The 23,008-nt window shown below is 68.1% G+C and carries 24 protein-coding genes and 5 pseudogenes; 16 read left to right on the top strand and 13 right to left on the bottom strand.

The window, feature by feature from the left end:
• Positions 1–155 precede the first annotated feature (155 nt).
• From AB0C66_RS19820 to AB0C66_RS19830, 3 genes are all read left to right on the top strand, one after another.
• Entirely contained in the window at positions 156–1,148 is a 993-nt protein-coding gene (locus AB0C66_RS19820) for an alpha/beta fold hydrolase (protein ID WP_362439823.1), read from the top strand.
• 96 nt (positions 1,149–1,244) lie between these two features.
• On the top strand, positions 1,245–1,718 hold the full coding sequence (locus tag AB0C66_RS19825) for a hypothetical protein (RefSeq protein ID WP_362439826.1): 474 nt from the start codon (positions 1,245–1,247) through the stop codon (positions 1,716–1,718).
• 312 nt (positions 1,719–2,030) lie between these two features.
• Positions 2,031–2,462 carry a DUF5959 family protein gene (locus AB0C66_RS19830; RefSeq protein ID WP_362439829.1) on the top strand — a complete coding sequence of 144 codons (432 nt, stop codon included), beginning with the start codon at positions 2,031–2,033 and terminating at the stop codon, positions 2,460–2,462.
• Between the two features lie 149 nt (positions 2,463–2,611).
• Here AB0C66_RS19830 and AB0C66_RS19835 read toward each other — a convergent pair.
• A pseudogene (locus AB0C66_RS19835) lies at positions 2,612–2,743 on the bottom strand (rhodanese-like domain-containing protein); the annotation flags it as partial.
• 75 nt (positions 2,744–2,818) lie between these two features.
• On the opposite strand from AB0C66_RS19835, the gene AB0C66_RS19840 reads away from it, so the two are divergent.
• On the top strand, positions 2,819–3,064 hold the full coding sequence (locus tag AB0C66_RS19840; protein ID WP_362439832.1) for a hypothetical protein: 246 nt from the start codon (positions 2,819–2,821) through the stop codon (positions 3,062–3,064).
• A 134-nt stretch (positions 3,065–3,198) separates the two neighbouring features.
• Here the strand turns inward: AB0C66_RS19840 and AB0C66_RS19845 are convergent, their stop codons facing one another.
• Together AB0C66_RS19845 and AB0C66_RS19850 are read right to left on the bottom strand one after the other, a co-directional pair.
• Positions 3,199–3,741 carry a GNAT family N-acetyltransferase gene (locus AB0C66_RS19845; RefSeq protein WP_362439835.1) on the bottom strand — a complete coding sequence of 181 codons (543 nt, stop codon included), beginning with the start codon at positions 3,739–3,741 and terminating at the stop codon, positions 3,199–3,201.
• Positions 3,742–3,789: 48 nt separating this feature from the next.
• Positions 3,790–4,083, bottom strand: a complete 294-nt coding sequence (locus tag AB0C66_RS19850; RefSeq protein WP_362439837.1) for a hypothetical protein — start codon at positions 4,081–4,083, stop codon at positions 3,790–3,792.
• A 190-nt stretch (positions 4,084–4,273) separates the two neighbouring features.
• Here AB0C66_RS19850 and AB0C66_RS19855 point away from each other — a divergent pair, with 190 nt between their 5' ends.
• Positions 4,274–4,771 carry a hypothetical protein gene (locus AB0C66_RS19855; protein ID WP_362439840.1) on the top strand — a complete coding sequence of 166 codons (498 nt, stop codon included), beginning with the start codon at positions 4,274–4,276 and terminating at the stop codon, positions 4,769–4,771.
• A 21-nt stretch (positions 4,772–4,792) separates the two neighbouring features.
• On the opposite strand, the pseudogene AB0C66_RS19860 reads toward AB0C66_RS19855, so the two are convergent.
• Positions 4,793–4,918 (bottom strand): annotated as a pseudogene (locus AB0C66_RS19860) (IS5/IS1182 family transposase); the annotation flags it as partial.
• A 32-nt stretch (positions 4,919–4,950) separates the two neighbouring features.
• Positions 4,951–5,181, bottom strand: a complete 231-nt coding sequence (locus AB0C66_RS19865) for an e9imm peptide (RefSeq protein ID WP_362439843.1) — start codon at positions 5,179–5,181, stop codon at positions 4,951–4,953.
• A 283-nt stretch (positions 5,182–5,464) separates the two neighbouring features.
• Between AB0C66_RS19865 and AB0C66_RS19870 the strand changes: the two genes are divergently transcribed.
• The 4 genes and pseudogenes from AB0C66_RS19870 to AB0C66_RS19885 form a co-directional block, all read left to right on the top strand.
• Positions 5,465–5,791, top strand: coding sequence for a PadR family transcriptional regulator (locus tag AB0C66_RS19870; RefSeq protein ID WP_362439846.1), 327 nt, complete (start codon positions 5,465–5,467; stop codon positions 5,789–5,791).
• Complete coding sequence (locus AB0C66_RS19875; RefSeq protein WP_362439848.1) at positions 5,788–6,144, top strand: DUF1048 domain-containing protein; 357 nt, start codon at positions 5,788–5,790, stop codon at positions 6,142–6,144. Before AB0C66_RS19870 ends, AB0C66_RS19875 begins: the two co-directional genes overlap by 4 nt.
• A gap of 1 nt (position 6,145) precedes the next feature.
• Complete coding sequence (locus tag AB0C66_RS19880; RefSeq protein WP_362439851.1) at positions 6,146–6,472, top strand: DUF1048 domain-containing protein; 327 nt, start codon at positions 6,146–6,148, stop codon at positions 6,470–6,472.
• A gap of 212 nt (positions 6,473–6,684) precedes the next feature.
• Positions 6,685–6,974: pseudogene (locus tag AB0C66_RS19885) on the top strand (DUF4232 domain-containing protein); the annotation flags it as partial.
• Positions 6,975–7,348: 374 nt separating this feature from the next.
• Here the strand turns inward: AB0C66_RS19885 and AB0C66_RS19890 are convergent.
• On the bottom strand, positions 7,349–7,885 hold the full coding sequence (locus tag AB0C66_RS19890) for a MarR family transcriptional regulator (protein ID WP_362439854.1): 537 nt from the start codon (positions 7,883–7,885) through the stop codon (positions 7,349–7,351).
• A gap of 213 nt (positions 7,886–8,098) precedes the next feature.
• On the opposite strand from AB0C66_RS19890, the gene AB0C66_RS19895 reads away from it, so the two are divergent.
• Complete coding sequence (locus AB0C66_RS19895; RefSeq protein ID WP_362439857.1) at positions 8,099–8,698, top strand: flavodoxin family protein; 600 nt, start codon at positions 8,099–8,101, stop codon at positions 8,696–8,698.
• Between the two features lie 287 nt (positions 8,699–8,985).
• Here AB0C66_RS19895 and AB0C66_RS19900 read toward each other — a convergent pair.
• Positions 8,986–9,625: pseudogene (locus AB0C66_RS19900) on the bottom strand (transposase); the annotation flags it as partial.
• Positions 9,626–9,661: 36 nt separating this feature from the next.
• A complete protein-coding gene (locus AB0C66_RS19905; RefSeq protein WP_362439860.1) occupies positions 9,662–9,895 on the bottom strand; it encodes a hypothetical protein in 234 nt (77 codons plus the stop codon).
• Between the two features lie 516 nt (positions 9,896–10,411).
• Between AB0C66_RS19905 and AB0C66_RS19910 the strand changes: the two genes are divergently transcribed.
• Both AB0C66_RS19910 and AB0C66_RS19915 read left to right on the top strand, forming a co-directional pair.
• Entirely contained in the window at positions 10,412–10,867 is a 456-nt protein-coding gene (locus AB0C66_RS19910) for a GNAT family N-acetyltransferase (RefSeq protein WP_362439863.1), read from the top strand.
• A 167-nt stretch (positions 10,868–11,034) separates the two neighbouring features.
• On the top strand, positions 11,035–11,733 hold the full coding sequence (locus AB0C66_RS19915) for a DUF4232 domain-containing protein (protein ID WP_362439866.1): 699 nt from the start codon (positions 11,035–11,037) through the stop codon (positions 11,731–11,733).
• A 262-nt stretch (positions 11,734–11,995) separates the two neighbouring features.
• Here AB0C66_RS19915 and AB0C66_RS19920 read toward each other — a convergent pair whose 3' ends face one another.
• Positions 11,996–12,745 carry an SDR family oxidoreductase gene (locus AB0C66_RS19920; RefSeq protein WP_362439869.1) on the bottom strand — a complete coding sequence of 250 codons (750 nt, stop codon included), beginning with the start codon at positions 12,743–12,745 and terminating at the stop codon, positions 11,996–11,998.
• Between the two features lie 266 nt (positions 12,746–13,011).
• Here AB0C66_RS19920 and AB0C66_RS19925 point away from each other — a divergent pair, with 266 nt between their 5' ends.
• Positions 13,012–14,502 carry an APC family permease gene (locus AB0C66_RS19925; protein WP_362439872.1) on the top strand — a complete coding sequence of 497 codons (1,491 nt, stop codon included), beginning with the start codon at positions 13,012–13,014 and terminating at the stop codon, positions 14,500–14,502.
• Between the two features lie 276 nt (positions 14,503–14,778).
• On the opposite strand, the gene AB0C66_RS19930 is transcribed toward AB0C66_RS19925, so the two are convergent.
• The 3 genes from AB0C66_RS19930 to AB0C66_RS19940 all read right to left on the bottom strand — a co-directional run bounded on the left by AB0C66_RS19930 (position 14,779) and on the right by AB0C66_RS19940 (position 19,955).
• On the bottom strand, positions 14,779–15,390 hold the full coding sequence (locus AB0C66_RS19930; protein WP_362439875.1) for a C39 family peptidase: 612 nt from the start codon (positions 15,388–15,390) through the stop codon (positions 14,779–14,781).
• 513 nt (positions 15,391–15,903) lie between these two features.
• A complete protein-coding gene (locus AB0C66_RS19935; RefSeq protein WP_362439878.1) occupies positions 15,904–18,534 on the bottom strand; it encodes a DUF6493 family protein in 2,631 nt (876 codons plus the stop codon).
• The gene (locus tag AB0C66_RS19940; RefSeq protein ID WP_362439881.1) at positions 18,534–19,955 is read right to left on the bottom strand and encodes an SWIM zinc finger family protein; all 1,422 of its coding nucleotides are present in this window, start codon (positions 19,953–19,955) and stop codon (positions 18,534–18,536) included. The genes AB0C66_RS19935 and AB0C66_RS19940 overlap by 1 nt, the downstream gene beginning before the upstream one ends.
• Before the next feature lie 465 nt (positions 19,956–20,420).
• On the opposite strand from AB0C66_RS19940, the gene AB0C66_RS19945 reads away from it, so the two are divergent.
• From AB0C66_RS19945 to AB0C66_RS19955, 3 genes and pseudogenes are all read left to right on the top strand, one after another.
• Positions 20,421–21,218, top strand: a complete 798-nt coding sequence (locus tag AB0C66_RS19945; RefSeq protein WP_362439884.1) for an alpha/beta fold hydrolase — start codon at positions 20,421–20,423, stop codon at positions 21,216–21,218.
• A 12-nt stretch (positions 21,219–21,230) separates the two neighbouring features.
• Positions 21,231–21,444: pseudogene (locus tag AB0C66_RS19950) on the top strand (MerR family transcriptional regulator); the annotation flags it as partial.
• Between the two features lie 112 nt (positions 21,445–21,556).
• Positions 21,557–21,760 carry a hypothetical protein gene (locus AB0C66_RS19955; protein ID WP_362439887.1) on the top strand — a complete coding sequence of 68 codons (204 nt, stop codon included), beginning with the start codon at positions 21,557–21,559 and terminating at the stop codon, positions 21,758–21,760.
• 118 nt (positions 21,761–21,878) lie between these two features.
• Here AB0C66_RS19955 and AB0C66_RS19960 read toward each other — a convergent pair whose 3' ends face one another.
• A complete protein-coding gene (locus tag AB0C66_RS19960; RefSeq protein WP_362439890.1) occupies positions 21,879–22,907 on the bottom strand; it encodes an acyltransferase in 1,029 nt (342 codons plus the stop codon).
• Between the last annotated feature and the right edge of the window lie 101 nt (positions 22,908–23,008).

The raw sequence follows: 23,008 nt of genomic DNA on the forward strand, positions 1-23,008 counted from the left end.
TGGCCTCATGATGTGCTGGACGCACGGCAGTGCGATCGTAGGTGGTATGAGCGTGCGTCGGTGAACAGCATGTGCTGTGAGCTCCACGGTCGCCGTACGGTGGCGGCAGCACCCCGCTTCTCTGCACCGATCATGGTTGAACAGGGAGGTCAAGGATGATGGGATTCGCGGCCTCAGCCGGACCATTGTCGCTGGCGGCCATGGGCAGCTTCACGGTTGGAGGGCGGCGAGTTCGGGTCAGCGGGCAGCCGACACAGATCGTAGCCCTGTCTGAGAATCTTCCTGAGTACGTAGTCGATCCGAACGGGACTTACTGCGTCGAGCACGCCTATGTCCAGTACTACATTCCTGCCGAGGAGCGCCATGTTCCGGTGATTCTGGTGCACGGCGGCGGGATGACGGGTTCCTGCTGGGAAAGCACCCCCGACGGTCGTGACGGCTGGGTAGCACATTTCCTCCGCGACGGCCATCCAGTCTACGTCATCGACACCGTCGAGCGGGGACGGGCAGGGTGGTGGCCCGTGCCTGGCATGGCCTACGAGCAGCGCCCGCTCCTTCGCTCAGTCGAGGAGGTTTGGGACGTATTTCGCGTCGGTCCTTCCGGAGGCTGCGGCGAGTTGCAGCCGTACCCCGGCTGCTTGTTCCCCCTCGGCCACTTCGACCAAGCATGCTGCCAGGTCGTGCCGCGCTGGACGACGACGACAGATCCGGCCGTCGCGGCTCTGGAAGCACTCATCGCGAAAACCGGTCGTTGCGCCGTCATTGCTCACAGTCACGGAGGCGGGATAGCTGCCCGCGCTGTGGCACGCGACCCGGAACCCGTGGCGGCACTGGTTCTACTCGAGCCGAACGGGCTGTCCGTCCCACAGGGGGCCGAGGAAGTCGGAGCGGCGCCCCGACTGATCGTCGCAGGCGATTTCATCCAACAGTCCCCGCTGTACGCGAAGTTGTCTCCGTTCTGGTCGGAGTACCTCAAGGGCGTCGCGAGTGCCGGCACCCGGGCTGACTACTTCGATCTTCCAGCCATGGGCCACCCCGGTAACAGCCACATGCTCATGATGGATCGCAACAGCGAGCTCGTCGCGGACCTCATCCAGCAGTGGATGGACCAAATCAGCCACCGGAGCCGGGACCGGCTCCGTGGCTGATGCAGATTCGCCGCCTGGTGCGCGACCACGGGCGCCGCACACCAGCGCCGAGGCGATGGTCGCACTCGTACCACCGAGCAGCAGCGGCTCAAGGCCATGAAGAACTTCCAGGACGACATGTCCGCCTACATGCAGCTCCAGGGCACCAGGCCGCAGACCCTGGCTCATGCCCTCGCCGATTCTCCCGCCGGTCAGCTTGCCTGGATCGTCGAGAAGTACAAGGAGTGGACCGACCCGGCCAAGGAGTTGCCTGAGGACGCGGTGGACCGCGACCGGCTGTTCGCCACCATCAGCATCTACTGGTTCACCGATACCGCCCGCAGCGTGGCCAACTCCTACTACGAGCGCTTCCACGACGCGAGCATGTGGGCACCCAAGCCCCCCGCCACGGTGCCCGCGGGTGTCGCGGTCTTTGCCGCCGCCGACTACGCCATCCGACGCTTCGCCGAGAAGGCCCACAACATCACACACTGGTCGGAGTTCTACCGGGGCGGCCACTTCCCTGCCCTGGAGGCGCCCGACCTCCTCATCGGAGACATCCGCGAATTCTTCGCCACACTCGCCCAATAGGACTGCGACGGCGTGCTGTGACAAGACTCCTTGTACAGCACGCCGTCGCGCCTTACCGCTGGTGGCCTCCCAGGTCAGCTCGAGGCGTCCTTGGCACACCGCGACAGCGGCGCCCGGGAAGAGGAAGGCCGCAACGGTGGTGGGCCATCAACGCACCCCACCTCGTCGCCCTCCTCCGAGCCGGAGCCCGCTGCGCACGAGGACACCTCGTCGAACGCCTCAAAGCCCACGCGGCCTGACACACCTCAACCGATCCTGTGTCCGTGCCAAAGATTACTATTCGGCAACCTGCGGGATGTGGAAGGGGCAGTCATGGCCAAGGAACCATTCGACCTGGTTTGTCTGGAGGGGGATGGTAATAGTGTCGTTCTCCGGATCGTGGGGGAGGAGGAGCGAAAGCGTCCCCACAAGACCACTGCCCTGGCCGGAGAATTCCTGGTCGATACGCCCTTCGTCCGTGGCACCCTCAAGACCTGGATATTCCCGGAGGACCTGCGGCAGTGGCAGCAGGCCCTGGACTCGCTCGACGCGGGACAGGACATCGCCTGGTGCGAGGGGAAGCGCAATCCGTGGCTGTTCATCGAACTCGATAAGGACGATGACCGGTGCCAGGTCACGATCACGGACCACTCCATGTCCCTGACGACGGTGACGGTCACCGTCCCACTGGTCGATGCCTGGTTCGATGACGCATACCGACGCCTTGACGTGGTATGGGAGACCTGGCCCATGACCGAGGACTGAACCACGGCAGACGAACGAGATCGCCGGCCTCATGGAGCCAGGCCGTGTCCGACGGGTCGGTGACCATCCGCATCGCGGCTCGTTTTCGGCCGTGTGACGCGGGGTGACCGGGGCCTGTGCTCGCCACCGCGGATGATCGGCGGACGGCACACCGGTGCCGTCAGCGGGTCGGCCGCGCGCCGCACCACACCATTCGTACCCTCGACCGGGACCCACTCACGGATCCAGTACTCGATGCCGTCGATCATTTCCTTGACGTGGTAGCCGAGGCGGGCAACGGCGCGCTCTGGAATCTCGGCGGTGGGCAGGCGCATCTTGGTTGGCCGCGTCGGCACTGGTCGTCACTGCGCGCTCGCTTGGCCGCCGAGGCGAGGCGCGCCGAACTCACCGACTGGTGCGGCCTGGACCGGTGGTCCGGCCGCAGCGTCGAGCAGGAGCGGCCGCGCCGCTGGTCGGCCCGGCAGCCGGAGCACGTTCACCTGGCGGAGGTGGAGGAGCGCCGGTACCTGGACCGGCCGGCGGCCCGATCCGAGGAGGAAGAGACGCACCGCGCCGCGCTGGCCCGTGCTCGCGCGGAGAAGCGCGGCCGCCGCCACAGCTAACCAAGAGGCAACATTCCCCACCGTTTCGGTGTCTCATGAGACACCGTGACGTCTGCCTGACATGCGAGATCCCGTGTTCATCGGAGCGAACACGGGATCTCCTGTCGCGGTAGTGCTGAGACAGATGCTTGGCGTCAGAGCGGTGCCAGGATCATCAGGACTTCGTCGCGATCGTCCCCGGGAGCGAGACGAAGAGCGCTGGGCCAACGACCGATCTCCTTCCAGCCGAGACGGCCGTAGAAGTCCTCCAGCCCAACGCCGCCGCGTGCAGCCAGACGGAGTTGTTCCAACCCCATCTCGTCGCGGGCGATGTCACGAACGTGATTCATGAGAGCAGCCCCGATGCCCCGGCCTCGCAGGCCTGTCCGTGTCTGGACATGGTGGAGCGTCCCCCAGTGGGCGATGAGCTCAAAAGGATCACGCCGAACATTCAGCCACCCGGCGAGGTCGCCGTTGATCGATGCGATCACGAGGCGGCTCGCCTCAGGGACAAGGCCCTCGATGAGGGAGTCGACCGCCGGGGCGGCCAGACTCGCGTCGATGGGCGGGAAGGGGAACCCTGCTGCTCCGCCGGCGTTGGTGACCTCAATCCAGCATCCGATGAGTGCTTGCCTCAGCTCCGGCGTGACGTCACCTGGGGTCGTGACCTGTCGCAGGTCGAGGGGTCCACTATCCATGCAGGAGATCCTTGCACCCGGCACTGACAGTTCTGGGTGGGCCCGGGGTCAGCATGGGTCGATCGTTTCGGTTCGAGAGGCGCGTCGTTCGTCGGGCGCGACGACGGAGCCGCGTCCGGCGAGTTCCTCACGTAGGCCGGCGTTGTCATGGTGCAGGGCAGCGATCACGGTAGCTGCTGCGTCGAGGCGGCCCTGGAGCTGGGTCCGCTCACGCTTCAGTTCTTTCAACTGGCGTCGGACTTCAGTGAGTTCGCTGTCTCGGCGGGCTTCGCCGGGGGTACGGGCGCCGGGCGCGGCTGTCCGCTCGTTCCACTCGGTGAGGATGTCGAGGGCCCGGTTCATCGTGGCCCTGCTGACGCCGGCTACGGAATGCCCTGCGGCCGACCGCGGATCAGGCGGTGGCCCGCTTCACTGGGCTCCGGTCGGGAGAACGGGGCATCCGTCTGACTACGTGATCGGATCCTCTATGAGTCTGTTGGGACAGGTACTTCCCTTGGTGGGTGTTGCGCTTGGCGCTGTCGGATCCTTCCTGGTGAGCAGCTTGAACGACCGGGCGCGGTGGCGGCGTGAGCAGTCCGTGCGCTGGGACGGGCGGCGTCTGGACGCCTATGGCGAGTACATCCACGCGGTCAAAGAGCTTGCGGGCCGCTACCAGCGCATCGCTGCGGGCCGTGGGCTGGTGACTGGTCCCGCGCCGCTGGAGCTCACTGCCGAGGTGCTCGCAGAGCTCGGCGCGGCTGAGGCTCGTCGTTCCGCCCTGGGGGAGACCTGCGAATTGTTGGGAGACACTGACACGAACACCGCGTCCAAGACGCTGAACCACTGCCTGTGGCGACTGGAGCACCTGGCGCGGGGCGTTCCCACAGAAGTCGAACAGAGCTGGGACCAGGCGTACTTGGAGTTCAGAAAGGCACAGCGCCGGTACCTCGAGTGTGCAAGGGCAAGTCTGGGGGTGACCAGTCCCGTCAACCGGGATGTCGCCTGGCCCTCGGCCTCGCGGCCCGTGCGTCGGTCGTCCCGCGCCGGGTGATGAGCCGGGTCCGGTTCGAGGCCGGAGCCAGAGCTGGATCCCGGCGACGGTGACGGTGCCGTGGAAGATGTAGGCCCTCATGTCGAAGTGCGTTGCAACGGCCCGGTGGGCCTTGAGTTTGCTGCTCACCCGTTCGACCTCGTTCCTGGTGAACGCTGCCGGACAACCGCATGAGGCCCCTACAGAGCGATCGGCTGATAAGCCAGGGCCTGATCGACCACCTCATCGGCCGAGAGTTCCCGCTCTGACGGCCAGATGATCAAGTCACTGACATACCCAGTGGGACATGCCAAGGCTCGGCTGAGCATGACCAGCCAACTCTCCGCCTCCTCTTCGGAGGCATAGTCCGCATCCATAAGCCTCTGCACGAGGTCAACCGCCTCGGCCTGGCTCATCTCCACTGCACCCATCAGCCCCCTCAGCCGAGGTCACCATAGCCAGACACGTGATCGTCCGGACAGGACCTCAGACGAGGACACCGGCGCGGGCCGAGCCGAAGCGCTCCACCACCCTGCCTCCGCCCCGGCGGGTGAAGAAGACGGCCGCTCCGCCGCCCGGACAACAGCCGTCCCCCCCCACGCTTGGCCCCCGGGGCTGCGCCCACCGAAGATGCTGCCCTCCTCCGCTACTCGGTGATACCGTATAGCAGTACTCGGTATCACGCAGTACCGGCAGGGTTGAGGAAGGCGTGCGATGGACGACCTGACGGAGATGCTGAAGGGCACGCTCGAAGGGTGCGTGCTGGAGATCATCGGCAGCGAGGAAACCTACGGGTACGCCATCACCCGTCAGCTGAACGAGCTCGGCTTCGCCGACGTCATCGAGGGGACGGTGTACACCATCTTGCTGCGACTGGAGAGGAACGGACTCGTCCAGGTGACGAAACGACCATCCGGGGTCGGTCCGCCGCGCAAGTTCTACGCGCTCAACGAAGCCGGCCGCGAGGAACTCGCGAAGTTCTGGGCGAAATGGCAGTACGTCTCATCACGCATCGACAGGCTCAAGGAGGGCGGGAGATGAACTTCTGGGAGACCATCACAGGCGGCGATCTCACCAGGGAATGGAAGGCGTTCGAAGCCCGGGCCGAAGCCCTGCCAGACGACTACCGGGTGGCATGGGAACAGGTCAAGGGCCACCTCTTCCCCTATGCGGGCTTCACCGGCCGCAACCTGATGCCGATCCTCGACGCCGCCCTGGGGCTGCTCGAAGAAGCAGCGGCGGACGGGCAGAGCATCCACGAGGTGCTCGGCGACGACATCCGAGGCTTTTGCGCAGCGCTGGCCGGTGGAGAAGGGGCTCGAACCTATCGCGACCGGTGGCGCGAGCAGTTGAACAGGAACGTCGCGAGGAAATCGAGCCGGCTGGGAGGCTGACGTGAGCATCCAGGACATCATCGAGGGCAAGAAGCAGTGGCGGGCGCACATGACTCGGGTCAAGGCGCTCCCGCCGGACTACCGGATCGTCTACAAGGAGATGCAGAGGTACCTGTTCAAGGTCGGACCGGTCGACCTGCCTGACGGGCCCCTGCTCCCCGGGATCGTCGACTTCTTCGAGGAGGGCGTCGCCGCGGGCAAGGGGGTCTTGGAACTCATTGGCGACGACGTCGCCGCGTTCTGCGACGACCTGGTCAAGGACTCACGCACCTATGCGGACGTCTACCAGGAATCCATCAGCGGCGAACCTGGCATGGCCGAGAAGTGACACCCGCAGCCCCGTGCAAGTGGGCGTAGCCCGCACACGCGGTTCGTTCGCCTCGGCGCAGCGCCAACAGACGCCGGTCGCCTGGCCACCCGAAGCCGGCGCAGGCACCTCTGCCGGGTCGCAGGGCAGCGATGGCCGGCCGGACAACGCCAAGTCGGGCTCCGGCGACGGCGCCTCGCCCCGTGCCGGCTTGCCGGACAGATGATCTGGTCATGGAGGCTGTGGACAGCTCGTCCGACCAGGAGGTGGGTGGGGTCACCGTTCAGATGACCAACAAGGGTGCGAAGACCTGCTCGGCGACGGGCTTCGCGGGCGTCGACTTGAAGGACAGTGGAGAGAAGGCCGTTCCCGCGGTGGTGAGCAGCCCCGCATCACCGACCTGAAGCCTGGTGACACCGCCACCTTCAGCATCTCGTACAAGGTCGACTCCAGTGGCGACAACCAGGCGTCCCCGACCGACATCATCGTGACGCCGCCGAACGAGACCCACAGCGTGTCCCTGAAGTGGCCCGCGGAGGCGCTGAAGCTGGCCGGCCCGTATGACGACAAGATCCAGGTCGGCGATTCCTGCAGTACAGAAACTGCGAGATGCTGGTCTGGGCTTCCCGTTGATCGGTTCCATTCCGGGGATCTCCTCCCAGGAGAGTGGGAAGGCCGTTCCCGCGGTGGTGAACTGCGGAGGAGGCGGCGGAAGGCGCCGTCACCGACCAGGCACTCGTCGGCTGACTCCACGAGCGACCGGTTCCTGAAGGAGCTCGCTCAGCTCTTCTGTAAGTCTTGCGATCCATCGAGGCCGTGGATCGTCTCCACCGGCGGTGCCCGGTCCCTCTCGCGGTCGCGTTCCGATCGTCGGCCCATGCGGCACACGCTCGGTGCTCAGATGCCGCTGGACTCGTCGTCCAACGCGTTCAGGGTGCGCCGCAGCAGATCGTTCAGCAGCTCCGCGGTGTCGGAAGGGAGGCGGTCCAGCAGTCGGGCGTGCGCCGTGGTGGCGGCTTCGACGGCCTGCTCCGCCGTGGCCAGGCCCTGTTCGGTGAGCTGAACCCAGGTGCTTCGGCCGTCGGCCGCGTCCGCGGTCCTGCTGACCAGGCCGAGTTGCGTCAGGCGCCGTACCACATTCGCGGTGCCGCCCGAGGTCAGGAGGATGGCGTTGCTCAGCTCGGTGGGCTTGAGCCGGTAGGGGGTTCCCACTCGGCGGAGTGTGGCGAGTACGCCGTAATCGGCGGGGGTGAGCCCGAACTTGGCCAGTTGGCGCTGGGTGGCCTTTTCGAAGAGATGGTTGAGCAGAGAGGTGCGCTTGGCGACCTCGAGAGGCAGACCGGCAACCGCGGGGAGTTCCCTCTGCCATGCGGTGATGACTTCGTCCACGTGATCGGGACGCGCCTTGCCGGTCGGCGTGGTCTCGGTGGTCATACCCCTCCGTCCCGCTCGGCGGCTCGCTCGAAGTCCGCTGTTCCCACTTCCTCAGTCTAAAGCTATCCGCGTGCTGACTGTGCCCCGGTCGAGAAGGTGTTCTCACCCTCTGTAGCGGGGCGGTCGCTCCACGATCGCCTTGTGGTCCCGCTGCGTGCGCTATATCCTCACGACATAGCTTTCCATATAGCTTTCAAGACAGGAGCATGGTCCATGGAACCGCGCATCGCCGTCGTCTACCACAGCGGATTCGGGCACACCGCGCAGCAGGCCGAAGCTGTCGCACGGGGCGCCGGAGCAATCGCCCACGTCGATCTGATCCCGCTCCCCGACCTCGCGGACGAGCACTGGGCGAGCCTGGAATCGGCCGACGCGATCATCTTCGGCACCCCCACCTACATGGGCGGCAGCAGCGCCGCCTTCCGCACCTTCGTGGAAGCCACCACCGGCGTCTGGGCGGACGGCCTCCGCTGGAAGAACAAGATCGCAGCCGGATTCACCAATAGCGGATGCATGAGCGGCGACAAGCTGCACACCCTCACAGACATCGCCCTCTTCGCGGCCCAGCACGGAATGATCTGGGTGGGGCTTGCCGAATATGGCGGCTGGAACACCTCCACCGGCACCAGCGAGGACCTCAACCGCCTCGGCAGCTGGCTCGGCGCCATGGCGCAGTCCAACAATGATGAGCCCCCCGAGCAGGTGCCCGCATCGTCCGACCTGCGCACCGCGGAAGCTCTGGGGAAGCGGGTCGCCGAAACGGCTCGCGTACACCTCCTCGGCCGGGCCGCCCTGGAGCCGGCCTCCGCGTGAATTCGTGCCCTCGAAAGGGGGCCCGATCGCGAGGCAAGTGTCCGGCCTCGAGGCGAGTGTCCCGCGGCCAACGCCTCCAACCGCGTTCCCCGTGTGGCGCGTTGGGAACCGAGGGGTGTCCGACCACTCGGCCGATCCCATCTGGCCGCTCCCGGACCCTGTCCGGGAGCGGTTGCCGACCGGCCGCGACATGACCGTCGCCCAGCAGGGCGTGCCCGCCTCACCCGTCCTCGAGGGGATGACACGGCAGTTTCGTTTAGATCATCGGCGGACCATAGGAAGTTGCCTGCGATGTGGAGTCCGGCCAAGTAGACCCCGTTGCGGTCTTCTCGTCACGGGTGGCCAGGCCGCGCCACTTCTTCAGGCGGTTGCTGCACCGCTCGACGGTGTTGCGCTGCGTGTACGCCTCGCGGTCGAAGGCGGGTGGTCGGCCGCCTCGGCTGCCTCGCCGTAGTCGGTGGACTTGTTGTCCGCCGGGACAGGGATCACCGCGCGAATGCCCTGCTTTCCCAGGTGCCCGCGGATGGCACAGCTGGATCAGTCCGCGGGACCGGCCGATGGCGTGGTCGGCCGGTTCGCCGCCCGGGGCCCCTTTTCGCGGGCCCCGGCCGCGTGCTGGTGCGTGCGCACGATCGTGGAGTCCACCGCGACCGCCCAGTTCAGGTCCTCGTCGGCGTCGGGCTGGGCCATCAGGGCGGTGAAAACCCGCTCCCAGGTCCCGTCGACGGCCCACATCCGCAGCCGGTTGTAGACCCCTCTCCCGTTGCCGTGCGTCGCCGGCGGGCGGACCCACTGCGATCCGGTCTGGGACTTCCAGACGATCGCGTCGATCACCTCCCTGCGGTCCCGCTATCGGCCGCCCCTCTTGGGAGTCCGGTCCGGCAGTAACGGATCGATCCGCGCCCACTGCGCGTCAGCCAACGGCACACCCGGGCCAACGAGCCGCCGATCCGGCGAAACTGCCTAGTCGTGATTGTTGTTGCGGGCCTGGCGTGCCGCGTTCTCGCGCTTCTTTTTGAAGTAGTCGTCTTTCCTCTTGATGGCACGCCGTCGCCGCGCTTCCTCTTCCCGCTGCTTCTCCGCCGTCCCCTTGACCAGCGGGCTCTTCACCACATCGTTCTTCATCAGTGCTGCCAGTGTCGAGAGCACAGCCGCACTCGCCAGACCGGCCAGCGCCATCAGCTTCGCGCCCTTCATCGTTGCTCACCCCTCAGTATTGAGACGTCACCCGCTATCCGCTGTCCGTCCCAAGCTATCCCCAGCGACGAGGAGTTGAAATGTTGTGGGAGCGCGTTGCGGGAGTAGGCAGAGGGCCGTCCGCCGGGCCGCCGGCCGGGGGAGCAGGGTGACAACCCTACGAGGTGCGGCACCAAGGCCCGTGAGCCGACGTGACCCAAACGAGAGACCCCAGCCGTTCCCAGCCGCCATGATCAGCGGAGATCCAGCCCTGATGTGCGGGCGCGGGCCCTCCCGGAACCGGTCCACGGGGCTTGCGCATCGCTCGGCGGCGTTGGGGGAGCGGCACGCCACCCGGCAGTGATCATGGCGTCGGCAACCAGCGATTCCGCACTTCCACTCTTGAAGTGGTGCGGATATCGTGACTCAGCAATGCTGTAGATGCTGATTTCGTCGCAGTCAACCTGGTTGTTGTGATGAGAGCGTGTCTTCTACGAGAACTGGCGCTGCGCAGCTTTCCGAGGAGAGGTCGGGACGATGTCGGACTTCGGGGTGGACGTGCGTCCCCTGGCCGTGGGCGACAGGGACGTGTGGGAGCCACTGTGGCAGGCGTACCTGGACTTCTACGGGCAGGATCTGCCGACGGAGGTCGTCGACCTGACATGGGCCCGGTTCGCCGATCCCGCGGAGCCGATGGGCGGGTTGGGAGCGTGGGCCGACGGGGTGCTGGTGGGCATCTGTCATTACGTTCTGCACCCTTCGACGTGGTCCGCGGGGTGCAGCTGCTATCTGGAGGACCTGTTCACCACTCCTGCTGCCCGCGGCAGGGGAGTGGGAAGGGCGCTGATCGACGCGACGGCCGCGGCGGCCAGGAGGGCCGGGGCCGAGAAGCTCTACTGGCAGACGCACACGGACAATGCGACGGCCCGGGCTCTCTACGACCGGGTGGCCCGCCACGAGGGATTTGTTGTCTACGAACGCGCCCTGAACTGACCACACTGGAGGGGCGGTGAGCTGGTCCGAACGGGACTGACCAGCGTGGAGCATCGCGTTAGTGAGACGTTAGCGGACTGCCAACAGAACAGCAGCCGTACGCCAGCGGGTCAGCGCAGTCTTGAGACGTACCGCAAGACGACCACTTGACCCCCAGGGAACTTCTGATGTCGACCGCCACCATCAACGCCCGCGCCGTCCGTACCGCCGTCGCCAGCGTCACGCTGATCGCCGCCACCCTCACCCTGGCCGCGTGCAACAACGACGATGCGGACGCGGGAAAGCGCTCCGGCTCCGCCGGGAGCTCGGCCGCCGACTCCACGGGTTCCGACTCCACGGGCTCCGACTCCCAGAGCGGCGATGAGCAGGACGCGCCCGCGGGCGGTGGCGCCCAGGACACGGGTGGCAAGAGCGGTGGTGGCAAGGACGGGGGTGCGGCGGGCGGCTCCAACTCCAAGATCACCACATGCGACCCGGGCAAGATGTCGATGACCGTCTCCAAGGTCTCGCGTCCGGTCAACCACATGCTGCTCAAGGCGACCAACAACTCCGGTACCACGTGCAGCCTCGTCAACTGGCCCGCGCTGCGGTTCGACGACGCCCAGGCCGCCACCCCGGTCGCGGAGGACACCAAGCCGCAGGCCCTCGTCACCCTCGCGCCGGGCAAGTCCGGGTACGCGGGAATCCTCACCTCCAGCGCCGACGGATCCGGCTCCAACGGCACCAAGGTCACCGACCTGAGCGTGTTCCTCAAGGGCTCGGACGCCGCCACCTCCGTCTCGCTGCCCGGTGGCTCGGTGTACATCGACGACACCGCCCAGGTCACCTACTGGCAGAGCGACAGCTCCAACGCCATCGACTGGTAACGCGCGTATAGCCCTTCCCACCCCCGACGCCGGCAGGGCAGCCGACTCCCCGCCGATCGACGGCCCCCGCTTCCCCGGCGGGGGCCGTTCCCTTCGGATCGACAGCATCTCGGACCGACAGCGTCGAGACCGCTCTCCGGCTCCGTCCCCCGAGCGTGGCCGTCGCTCGCACAAAGAGCCGCCAGGTTTCCTTTCGGCTGGAGAAGCACGCGCGGTTCCTCCGGCGCAGGGCAAAGGACACGGGAGCGTTCACCCGTTGCCGTCAGCCCATGGTGTGGCCACCGTTGACGGTGATGCGTTCCCCGGTGATGAACTCCGCGGAGTCCGAGGCGAGAAACGCCACGGTGCCGGCGATGTCCTCCGGCCTGCCCAGTCGGCGCAGGGGCACGTCGGCGGTGTAGCCGCGCAGGTCTTCTGCCGACACCTCGTCGTGCCGCTCGACCGGTACCCAGCCGGGGGCGACGAGGTTCACCGTGATGCCGTACGGGCCGAGTTCACGCGCCCAGGCCCGAGTCAGCCCCCACTGGGCGCCTTTCGCGGCGGTGTACGCGGACGTGCCCGGAAGTGCGCGCTGGAACGCGTCGGAGCCGATTTGGATCACTCGGCCGCCGCCTTGTGCCTTCATCCCGGGGAGCACCTCCTGGAGCAGCAAGGTAGGGCTCTTGACGAAGAACCGGAGCTGGTCCAGATGCGACTGCCAGGTGAGGTCCTCCACCGACGTCTCCGGTTGCGGCCCCGTCGCATTGGCGACCAGGACTCCGACCGGACCGAGCCGTGAGGCGATCGTCGCGGCCAGACCGGCCACCGCCTCCTCGTCGGTCACGTCGGCGGCGACAGCGTCCGCGGTGCCACCAGCGGCACGTATGTCCTCCACCACCCGGCGAGCCCCATCGGCGTCCGAGCGGTAGTTCACCGCCACGGGCCATCCTTCGGCCGCCAGCCGTCGCGCGATGACGGCTCCCAATCCACGGGAAGCGCCCGTCACGAGCGCGGCATTCTGTTTGATGGCCACGAGACCCCTTTCGCATCGCGTGAGCGGAACAGGCAGACACGCAAGAATCTACAACCGGGCTACGGAGGGCTCTCGCCCCGGGCTGCCACGGACGGAGCGGGGTCGGGGCATGGATCCGCGATCACGATCCACTCACGCAGCGATCGCGTACGCGGCAGCATCGGCGATTTCAGGAAACGCCACGGCACGCCGATGCTCGGTGGTTCCTGGAGAGCGGACGAGATGATGTTCCCAGGGGGCGGGGCCGACTCAGCGAGAGGACGCACATGCCCCCAACGCCGCCATCCGCTCCCTCGTCCGCCTCCTCGGGCTCACGACTGCCGAGGACTCTGAGCGTCTGGCAGGCGGTCGGTCTGTCCATGGCGCTGATGGCGCCGAGTATGGCCGCCAACATCAACCCGCAGGGAACCGAGCGCTCGGTCGGTCGGGCCGTGCCGCTGGCCTTCCTGCTGGCGGGAGTGGCGGTGCTGCTCGTGGCGTATGTGTTCGTGCGGTTGTGCCAGCACTTCCACAGCGCCGGCTCGGTCTACGCCTTCGTGGGAGCGGCTCTGGGGCCTCGTGCCGGATTGGTCGCCGGGTGGTGCCTGCTGGGCGCGTACATCCTCTTCGGTGTGGTGACGTCATCGGCAGCGGGTGTGTTCGGGATCGCCTTCTTGCAGGGCATCGGTGTGTGGGAACACCCTGTCTGGTGGTCCCCTTTCCTCCTGGTCGCCGTCGTACTGATGGCGGCACTGGGGCTCAGCGTGTCACCGGCGAAGCGCGGCACCCGCGTTCTCCTCACCGTCGAGGGCGCGACCGTAGCGCTCATCCTCCTGGTCAGTAGCGTCGTGCTGGTACGACTGATCACAGGGGGTGCGCCGGAAGGCCACCGCTTCACCCTCGACGTCTTCCGGCCCCAGCCGGGTACAAGCTGGTCGGAGCTGTTCCTCGGCGTGGTGTTCGGCTTCCTGTCCTTCGCGGGCTTCGAGGCCGCGGCCACTCTGGGCGAGGAAGCCGCCGAGCCCAGGCGCGCCATCCCGCGCGCCATCCTGGCCACCGCGCTCTTCGGGGGCCTGTACTTCACGTTCGTGACAGCCGTTGAGGTGATGGGGTTCGGAGTGGGGAAGGCCGGACTGGAGGCATTCGCGGCTTCCTCCTCTCTGCTGGGCGACCTTGGCGAGACCTATGTCGGCTCATGGGTCGGCGACTGCATCACCCTTGGTACGACGGTCAGCGCGTTCGGCTGTTGCCTGGCGTCCATGGTCGGCGCGTCGCGGGTGGCGTACACACTCTTTCGTGACGGGGTCGGCAACCGTGGCCCGGGCCGCCTCTCGGCCACCGGCACCCCAGGCGTCTCCGCCGCGCTCACCGCGGCGGTCATGGGCTTCATCGTTCTGGTCTGTGCCACCGTGTTCTCCGCACGGCCGATGGACACCTTTCTGTGGAGCGGCACAGTGGGCACCCTGCTCCTGTTGGTGGCGTACGGGTTGACCACGGTCGGCGGAATCTGGTTGCTGTTCATCCGCCGGGTGATGCCGGTGGCCGCCTGGCAGATCGTCTTCCCGCTCGGTGCACTCGCGATCCTCGGATACACCCTTTACCGGAGCGTGTTCCCCTACCCGGCCTCGGGCGCGGCGCGGTGGTTTCCTGTGGTCGCGGGCGCCTGGGTGGTGGCCGCGATCCTCGCAGTCCTGGCGGCGCCCGCGTGGACACGGCGGATGGGCAGCGCGCTCGCCGAGAACGAGGGCATCACCGCGGCAAGCCCTCGGAAGCCATGACGGCACTGTCGGGCCCTGCTCGACGCGGCGTCGACTGGCGGGTGGCAGCCGGGGGAGTGGCGAGCACTGGAGGTCGACGGCCTGCCCCTGCTGGAGGCCGCGGCCGCCGCGCGGGCCGGGGATCGCGCCCGCTGGCTCGTAGGGGGTGGCTCCGAATTCCCCTCAGGAGCTCCGCGGATACCGCAGGTCTACCGGGGCAGCGAGGCACGCCCGGCCTGTGGCCGGGCGCCCCCCGTCGTGGTGGTCAGGGTGCGACGCAGTCGCCCTGATCAGGCGTCAGTTCTTGACGGCGTAGTACAGGCCGTTGCCCTTGCTTGCCGTCGCGAGATTCTTGGCGGAGACCGTGTGGGTGCCGCCGTAGCTGTTGCGCGAGGGGTCCCAGATGATGAAGGTGCCCTTGTTCTTGTCGTAGCCGCGCACAGTGATCGCGTGGTTGATGTTTGTGCTCGTGTGGGCCCAGGACGCCAGCTTGAGGTTGACACCCACCATCGCGGCCCGATGCAACACACCGACCTCGTACGACACCAGATCCATCAGTTTCGCCGAGCTTGGCGACTGCGACCTCGCGAGCTTGTATCCCTTCTTGTTCAGGTAGGAGTTGTAGACGGGCACGGCGTACTGTGCGCTGGTGCCGGTGCTGTCCGTCTTCATCTGCTTGGCCAGGGAGTCCTGCGTCACGTGGGTGCCGAAGGTCCGCAGGCTGAGCTGCACGCTGGCAGGGACACACCACGAGGACTTCTTCTGCTGCCACGCCTTGTGCGTGACCACAGCCTTGGACGGGGCAGCGCTTTGAGCCGAGGTGTTTCCAGCGTGTGCACTCACCGTGGTACTGGCTACCACCGCGGCCGCCGTTGCCGACAAACCAACGATTATGCGGAAGCGTTTCACCAAAGTTCTCCAGATATAGCGGTCTGACCTGGAACGCAGCGCGGGGGAGCGCACAGTCCGGGTGGATTCACCACTGGACGGCTGGCATCAACTCCGTTCCACGGAGTACAGGACGGCACTCTACGTCCCAGGCGTGTGGGACCACCGCGCCCCCTCCCCCCACGGACCGCCGAACCGCGCGGCGGACCAGCGGCTCAAAGCGCCGCCCGCTGGTCCGCAGCCTCGCGGTCTACTGCCCGGCCGGGACGGTGGCCAGGATGCGACTGACCTTGTCAGTTCGGGCCGCTGGGGCCGACGCCATCCGGCCCGCGAGCAACGCTCCCGGGCGGCCAACAGCGCGACGTCGTGGTGCCTCCCGCCACAGGCCGAAGGATGGCCACTGCCGGGTGCGCGTGTGGGGCCATCCTCCCGGCCCGGCACGAAGCAGCCGACGGCCCCACCAAACCCATGGGCGCCCCCACACCGATCCGTATCCAAGCCGAACAGTTCGCCCCGATCCCCGGCGAGGACTACTCATAGCTCCTTGACTGGCATTTCGGTCGCCTTCTTGATGCGCCGCGCCTGTTTGACCAGCTGTGACGAGCCAGAACGCATCGCCAACTCGTTGATCTCCGGTATCGCCCCACGAGCTCCGGACAGCTCCGCGCATTCGGCCGCGATGGTGAGCAGGGCGGGGAGGCCGTGTGGCGCTTCGCCCGTCAGCAGGAGGGGAAGGGCTGCCGAGAGCACCGCCCATACCGTGGCATACGCGCCGGTGCGCACCGCTTCCCGCAGTGCCGCCACAACTCGCTGGATCTTGAGCCGGCGCAGGCCGGTCAACTCGGCGATGTCCCGGCCCAGCTGGGCTGCGTCGAGCTGTCCGCGAGCGGCCAGGATGAGCATCGCGTCCACGGCGAACAGTTGCTCATCCAAGCGTCGTGCCCCGAGGCCGTACGCCAGGAGGAGATGCGTCGCGGGCCCGGCCGGTCCGCCCGACTCGGCCAGCGCGGGCAGCACGGGCACGCCCTCGCCGACGCTGTCGTACTCGGCCAGCTTCCCGAAGGCCACCAGCATCCGCGCCGCGATGACCTCCCGGTGCCGGGGCAGGAGGGCCAACGTGTGCGGGGAACACTCCCAGCCGCCCCTGCACTTGCACTGGGTCCCGATGGGGTCGTGGGCAGCGAGCAGAGAGCGGAACGGCTCGGGAAGGGTTTCGTGTCCGGGAAGGGCCTCGGTGTGGACCTGCACCCCGGGGCGGGGAGTCCTCAGTCTCAGTGGCTCGGTGACGCGGGAGACGGCGGGATCGGGCAGTCCCCCCGAGGCGAGCCGGGCGGCGAGCCGCCGCCCCGCGGGGGACGTGAGCCTCGCGGCGGTAGCCCGTGCCTCGGGCGCCGCCTCCCCTCCGAGTCGTAGCAGGGCCTGTTCGAGGTCGGCCCGGCCGGGGTCGATGCCGGAGCGCTCATATGCGGCGAGCCGCGCGACCAGCTCCGACGCCTCGATGGTCCCCGTCGACCAGGTGGGTGTGGCCAGCAGGAACGGCATCGGGTCCCCACCCAGCCGCGCCCCGATTTCGTCCGCGCGGACGAGAGGGACGGACCGGAGAGCCAAGTCCGCACACTGGGGCCCGAACGTATCGCGGGCGACGCTCAGGTTCCCCAGGGGCATGCCCATGATGGACATGACGACGATCGCGAGCCCCTGTTTCAGGTAGTCGACCTGCCAGTCCAAGGTCCGCTGGGCCACGATCGGTTCCAAGGCAGCGCGCAGGCCTGCCATGTCGGCATGGGCGTGCACCACGAGACCGTTCAGTACGCGTTCCCACTGCGCCGGCGTCCCCTCCATGCGCAGCAGCGCGCCGGTCTCCTCGACGAGTTCGGCAGCGGTGGGCGGTGCCGGCTCGAGGCGCTCGGGATTCGGCACGGGCGGCAGCACATCACCTGTGGCGGCCGCAGTGTCGTCCTCCTCGTCGGCGATGGCGTCACCGAATGCCTCAGCCGCACGCGTGCGCAGGTCGGGGCTGAGCTGCCCGGCGCTCGCCACGACCTCGGCCAGGACGGCACCGCTCGTGTGCTTGCGGTGGCGGACGACCAGAGCGAGAGCCCGCTCCTGAAGGCTGTGCTGCTCATGGCTGAAGGCTTCGACGACCACGGGCAGCAGCTCGTCCGTGCGCGACCGCTCCCGCCTCATCGCCTTGTCGAGCATGGTCAACTGGGCCCGCACGATCTTCAACTCGGGCCGGAAAAGGGCGGCCCGCGATGCCTCGATCAGATGCTCGCTCTCCAGGCGGCCCGCCTCATCGAGCCCGGCCAGCACCTCCTGGGCACGCGCCGCCGCCAGCGAGTGGGCGTCGGGCAGCATCCCCACCCAGGTGATGGTGTGCGCCGCCCGCTCGTCCTCGGTCAGATCCAGGGCGGTCAGCAGGGCGAGGAAGCCCCTCACGATGCCGAGCCGGCCACCGCGCATCAGCCGCGACAGACAGCCGTCGATCAGCATCTCGCGGCTGAGCCGTCCCTCCTCGGCAAGCCCGGCGAGCGCCTCGGGCCATCCGGGGTCGGACTCCCAGCTGTACTGGAAGTCCGAGCCGGCCCCCGCCACCTCGAAGAGCCGGGGAACCATGACGGCCAGAAACGGGTCGTCCCGGAGTCTGTCCCGGACTGTCATGCCACGGACCGGGATGCTTGCCTCCCAGCCGAGGACGAAGCCGTCCGTGGTGGGAGGCGCGCAGCCCGCGGCATGCACCAGCAGTGCGATCAGCCCGTACTCCTCCTCCGCGACCGTACGGCGCTCCGCCAGCCGGTGCGCCACCTGGCCGAGCCACTCGGCGTCACGATCACCCATCGCCTCGAGGACCAGCGAGGGATGGCTGTTGACCCACCGCAGATCGCCGCTGGCGAGCCACTGGGCCGCGGCCGCCGCGCCGGTACAGCACCCCGCCCCGGCCAGCCGCAGCGCCCCGCGTACGGCCCAGTGCCCGTCGTCCCAGTTGTTCCGCGCGGCCTTGCGCCACGACGTGAGCACCGGCAGACACGCACGTCGCTCGGCGTCGGTGAGCGGGCCGGCCAAGGCGGGGACGGCCTCGACATGGCCCTCGCGCACGGCGCGCAGCAACTCGCGCATGCTCTCGGTGGCTCCGTCGGGGATGTCGAAGGTGATGGTCCCGCTCATCAAATGGCTCCGGTGGAAGTGATGGTCGTGTTCTGCTCGGCGGCGATCGGACGGCGTGACGCTGCCCGGCTGACGATGCGGACAGCGAGGGCGTGCTTGCACGGTCCACGACCGCCGCGGTACTCGGCCCACCAGCGGCAGGTACAGGTCAGACGCCCTTCGGCGGATCTGACCCGGTGGATGTGCTCGTCGACGGTGACCGTGGCCATCTCACCGTCGAGGCGTACCGCGCCCGCCTCGACCAGAGCGTGGGCGGCACGCAGCCGGGGGTTGTGGCGCTCCGCCCGCCCGGTGTCGTACGGCAGCTCCCGGTGGAAGTACGCGGCCTGCGCCACGTCGTATCCGATGCTCCCGGCCGTGCCGAGGCGGGTGAGCGCCGCCCCTACACGCTGCGGAGTGAGCCCGGACTGCGCGGCCAGGTCGGCGATGTCGATGGCGGGGTCCCAGGCGAGCAGTACCGACACCAGATCGGCGTCCTCGGCGGATTCCTCCGCCGCCAGGGCGTCCAGGACGCCACCCTCGCCGGAGAAGCCCCGCGCAGTGTCCGGGGACAGGGTGAGGGTGAGGCGCATCCCGGGCAGCCGCACCTCCCACGCGCTCGCCACAGGGCTGCTGCCCGCTGTGACAGTCGGCCCGTAGATCCGCAGGCCCGTCGCATGGCGCAGCACCCGTGCCAGCGCGGCGAGCCGTTCCGGACCGGGCAGGCAGACCGCTCCGGGGACGGGCCGCGCGGTGGCGCGCAGAGAACGCCCCGCCGGGACGACCCAGCGTGCTCCCCGCGACGCGCCGCGGGAGGTCCCTGGACGCGGCAGCGAACGAAGGAAGCGCACGGCCTCGGCCGCGGAGAGCTCGGCGCGCAGGTCGAACCCGGAGGCGATCACCTGTGTCTCGGCGAAGCCGCGCAGCCAGCGGTCGGGCAGCGGCACCTTTTTCTCTATCACCGGTCCGTCGAAGGTGGTGACGGCCAGTTCGTCGGGCCCGACCTCCAGATGCATCGGATCGGTGGGGCCTACGCGGGTGAGGGCTTCCCGGAGCGGGATGTTCACATCGACGTTGGTCGTGCCGTGTCCGATGTCGTCGCCGTCGAGGGCGTCGCCCAGTATGTCGAGCCGCGCGTACACCCCGCAGCAGCCGGAGAAGGACTCGAACCGCAGCCGGTCCCCGTTCGCGGTGACCACCGGGTCGAGGGATATGGGGGGCAGCGGCTGGTAATAGCGGGCGGCGGCGACGTCTGCGACGCACAGCAAGCCGGCTGCGGCGATCTGAGGGGAGGTCAGGAAGCCCTGGAAGAAACTCGGATGGGCTACCCCACCCGCCGGTGTGGTGCCGCCGGAGGTCTGGAGGCTGAGGGTGCCGCCCTCCGCGGTGCGGTGCACGGCGGAGGGGCGGAGATAGGCGTACGTCTGTGCGGCCTGCGTCATGCTCCGAACACTAGAGGCCGCCACTGACAACGCTTTGAGCTGCCTATCCCATCGCCATGTCCGGGTTGGCTCACTTGCCTCGCCGCAGCCGACGCTTGCCTGTGTGTTTGAACCAGTGGCGGTATCGCCGCACACCGCATCGGCTGGACCTGTCTTCGTGACGTCGTCGCAGTCATGGTCGTCAATCAGCTCACCTGCGGCGGGCCACCGTGACCGGTGTGTGGCAGAGGTCGGCACCTGTGGGCGTGTGGAGGTGATATCAGTGCGGCGGTTGACCCTGACGCAGGGGCAATCTTTCAGCACGGTGGGCATGACTTCGCATGCCATTGCGATCGAGAGCGCCGGACTGCGCGAGGCATACGGCGGCCATGAAGGTGTCGCCATGCCGACCAGGGATCTCACCGAGGGGCGGTCACCGACATGCCGACCGATGAGGGGGAGCGGACCGAGAGGAGCGACAGGGTGATGCGGCACTTCACGGTCCAACACGACGGCGTCACGATCCCGGTATCCCGCGGTGGCCGCGGGCGACCACTGGTGTTGTGTCCTGGGCTGAACTCGACACAGGCCGACCTGCGCGAGCTGGCAGGGCTCCTTCGACGCGACCACGACGTGGTGACCTTCGACCTCCGAGGCCATGGCCTCGCCTCGGCCGCCGAACGGTACTCTTTTGACGCGTTTCTGAGTGATCTCGTCGCCGTGCTGGCGGAGCTCGACCTGCCCTCGGCGCCCGTGCTCGTGGGCTACTCGCTGGGTGCGGATCTGGCCGTGCACTACGCCGCCGAGCGACCCGACGCCGTCGCCGGACTTGTCCTCATCGACGGGGCGAATCCACTGCCCGAGCCGTTCATCACCGAGGCCGACCTGGCGGAATTCCGCGCGATGGCGGACGACTTGGCGACGAGGCGAGAGGGCGAGCAGGCGAGGGGCGCAGCGCGTCAGGTGTTGCTCACCGCACAGAACATCCTCGACCTGAACCTCGAGATCGATGTGGTTCGGTCCGCGATCCTCGGCCTGTACCGGAAGATCGAACACCCCATCCTCATGATCATGTCGACCTCCATCGCCGGTACCGGCAACGAAGGACGTGCGCCACGGCACAATCAGCTCTGGCGCTCCGGCATCGAGCGACTCGTCCGCGAGCGGCCGTACGTCTCCACGTTCTGGCTCGACACCGATCACCGGTTGGTCTTCACCCATGCCTCGGAAGTCGCGGAGATCATCCGAAGCGCACCACTGAGTCGGCAACAGTTCGGCCACTAGGGGGCGGGTGCGATGCTGACCGGCGGCGAGCTGGCGTCGTGTGCCGGGGTGACGGGGGCGCGCGGTGCGGCACTATCACACCAAGGGGCTGTTGCCGGAGCCGGAGCGAGACCATTCCGGCTATCGGAGGTACGGCGCGGGCGCCGTGGTCGGGCTGATCAAGATCCGGATCCTCGCCGAGTCCGGGGTCCCGCTGCGGCGCGCGCGGGAGTTGCTGCGGGCCGAGGGCCCCGCCTGAGGTGGGTGCGGTGTTCGCTCGGCTTTCCAGCGGCGAGGCAGGGCGACGAACTCTTGGCGCCTGGGGGCCTGGTGACGGTCCTCAGGATCAGGTGGCCACGGTGTTCGGGCCAGTCGACGAGGTGGCCGGTATGCGCGGAGTCGGCCCGGACCCGGGTGAAGCGGGGGTGGGTGAGCGGCGGACGGCAGAGCATCTCGCGGGCTGGTTCGCGGTCGCTCAGGTCAGCCGGGGTGGCCATGGCCATCACTCGGTTCTCTCCGGCCAACGGAAGTCGGTCTCCACGACGCCGGGACGGCTGTGGTGACCGACGAGGTGCGCGGGTTACGCCGCAAGGAGCTCGAGCGTCACCCGGCGCGCTTCACAAACCTTCCGCTCGGCGAGGGTGTAGGCCCCCCGATGGGCTGGACCGTCCTGGGCCGGTCTCACGGTGTTGATCGGCCGGTCGTACGTCGGATGCCGCGGAGGATCCAGTGCCTGCACCGTTGTTCCACGGCCACGTAGAGCGCCCAGGCGAGGCCGAGGGAGATGAGGAAGGCGGCGGTCGTCGCCGCGAGGGCGGGGGCGAGGTCGAGGCGGGGGCTGACGGTGAAGAGCTGTTCGCCGGTGCGCATGACCAGGATGTGGATCATGTAGAAGGCGAAGGACCACTCTCCCAGGCGCACCAGACGGGGGTGGCGCCATCTGGTCGGTGTGCCGTTGAGGTCGGCGACGGCGGCGGCCGAGATGAGGCAGACCAGGCCGATGACCGTGCAGGCGGCGTAGGCGAAGGCGCTGGGGAGGGGCCAGATCAGGAGGTAGCCGGTAAGGCTCAGGGCCGCGGAGGTGCCCAGGCCGGGGCCGCGCCAGGCGCCGAGTTGGACCAGGCGGCACGCGGCGGCTCCCACGACGAATTCAGGGAGGCGTACGAGGGGGAAGTGAGGGCTCCAGCCCAGGGCGAAAGTCAGGTTGACGCAGGGGATGAGGATCACCGCCGCGGTGGTGGCCATGGTGAGGGTGGTGAGGGGGCGGGGGCCGAGGCGCCGCAGGAGGGCGAAGACGGCGGGGAAGGCCGCGTAGAAGAACGCTTCACAGGTCAGCGACCAGCTGACCGGGTTGAGCGCCTGCCACCACTGCTCCTTCCAGGAGCTGACCAGCAGCAGATTTGCCACCGCCTCCGGTGTGCCACTGGGCCGCAGTCCGGGCACCAGGGTGAAGGCCAGTGTCAGGGCCGTTGCCGCGGTCGCCAGGTGGACGGGGTAGACGCGGGCGATCCTTCTGCGCCAGAACGTCAGCGCGCGTTCGTCCCGGCGGAACGACCAGGCCAGTACGAAGCCGGAGAGGATGAAGAAGAAGGAGACTCCGACGCCACCGCCGCCGAAGATCCCGCTGAATATGAGTCCGAAGCCGCCGCCGAAGTAGTCGAAGCGCGTCACATGGAAGATGAAGACGAGGAAGGCGGCGGCCCACCGCATTCCTGTCAGGGACGGCAGCCGGGCACCGCCGCCCGTGGCAGGGAGTGTTGTGTGCGGTCGCCCGGGCAGGAGGGTGGATCGGAGCACCCGCCGATCGGCGC

It is taken from the genome of Streptomyces sp. NPDC048636 (genome assembly GCF_040650655.1).
Taxonomy (GTDB): Bacteria; Actinomycetota; Actinomycetes; order Streptomycetales; family Streptomycetaceae; genus Streptomyces.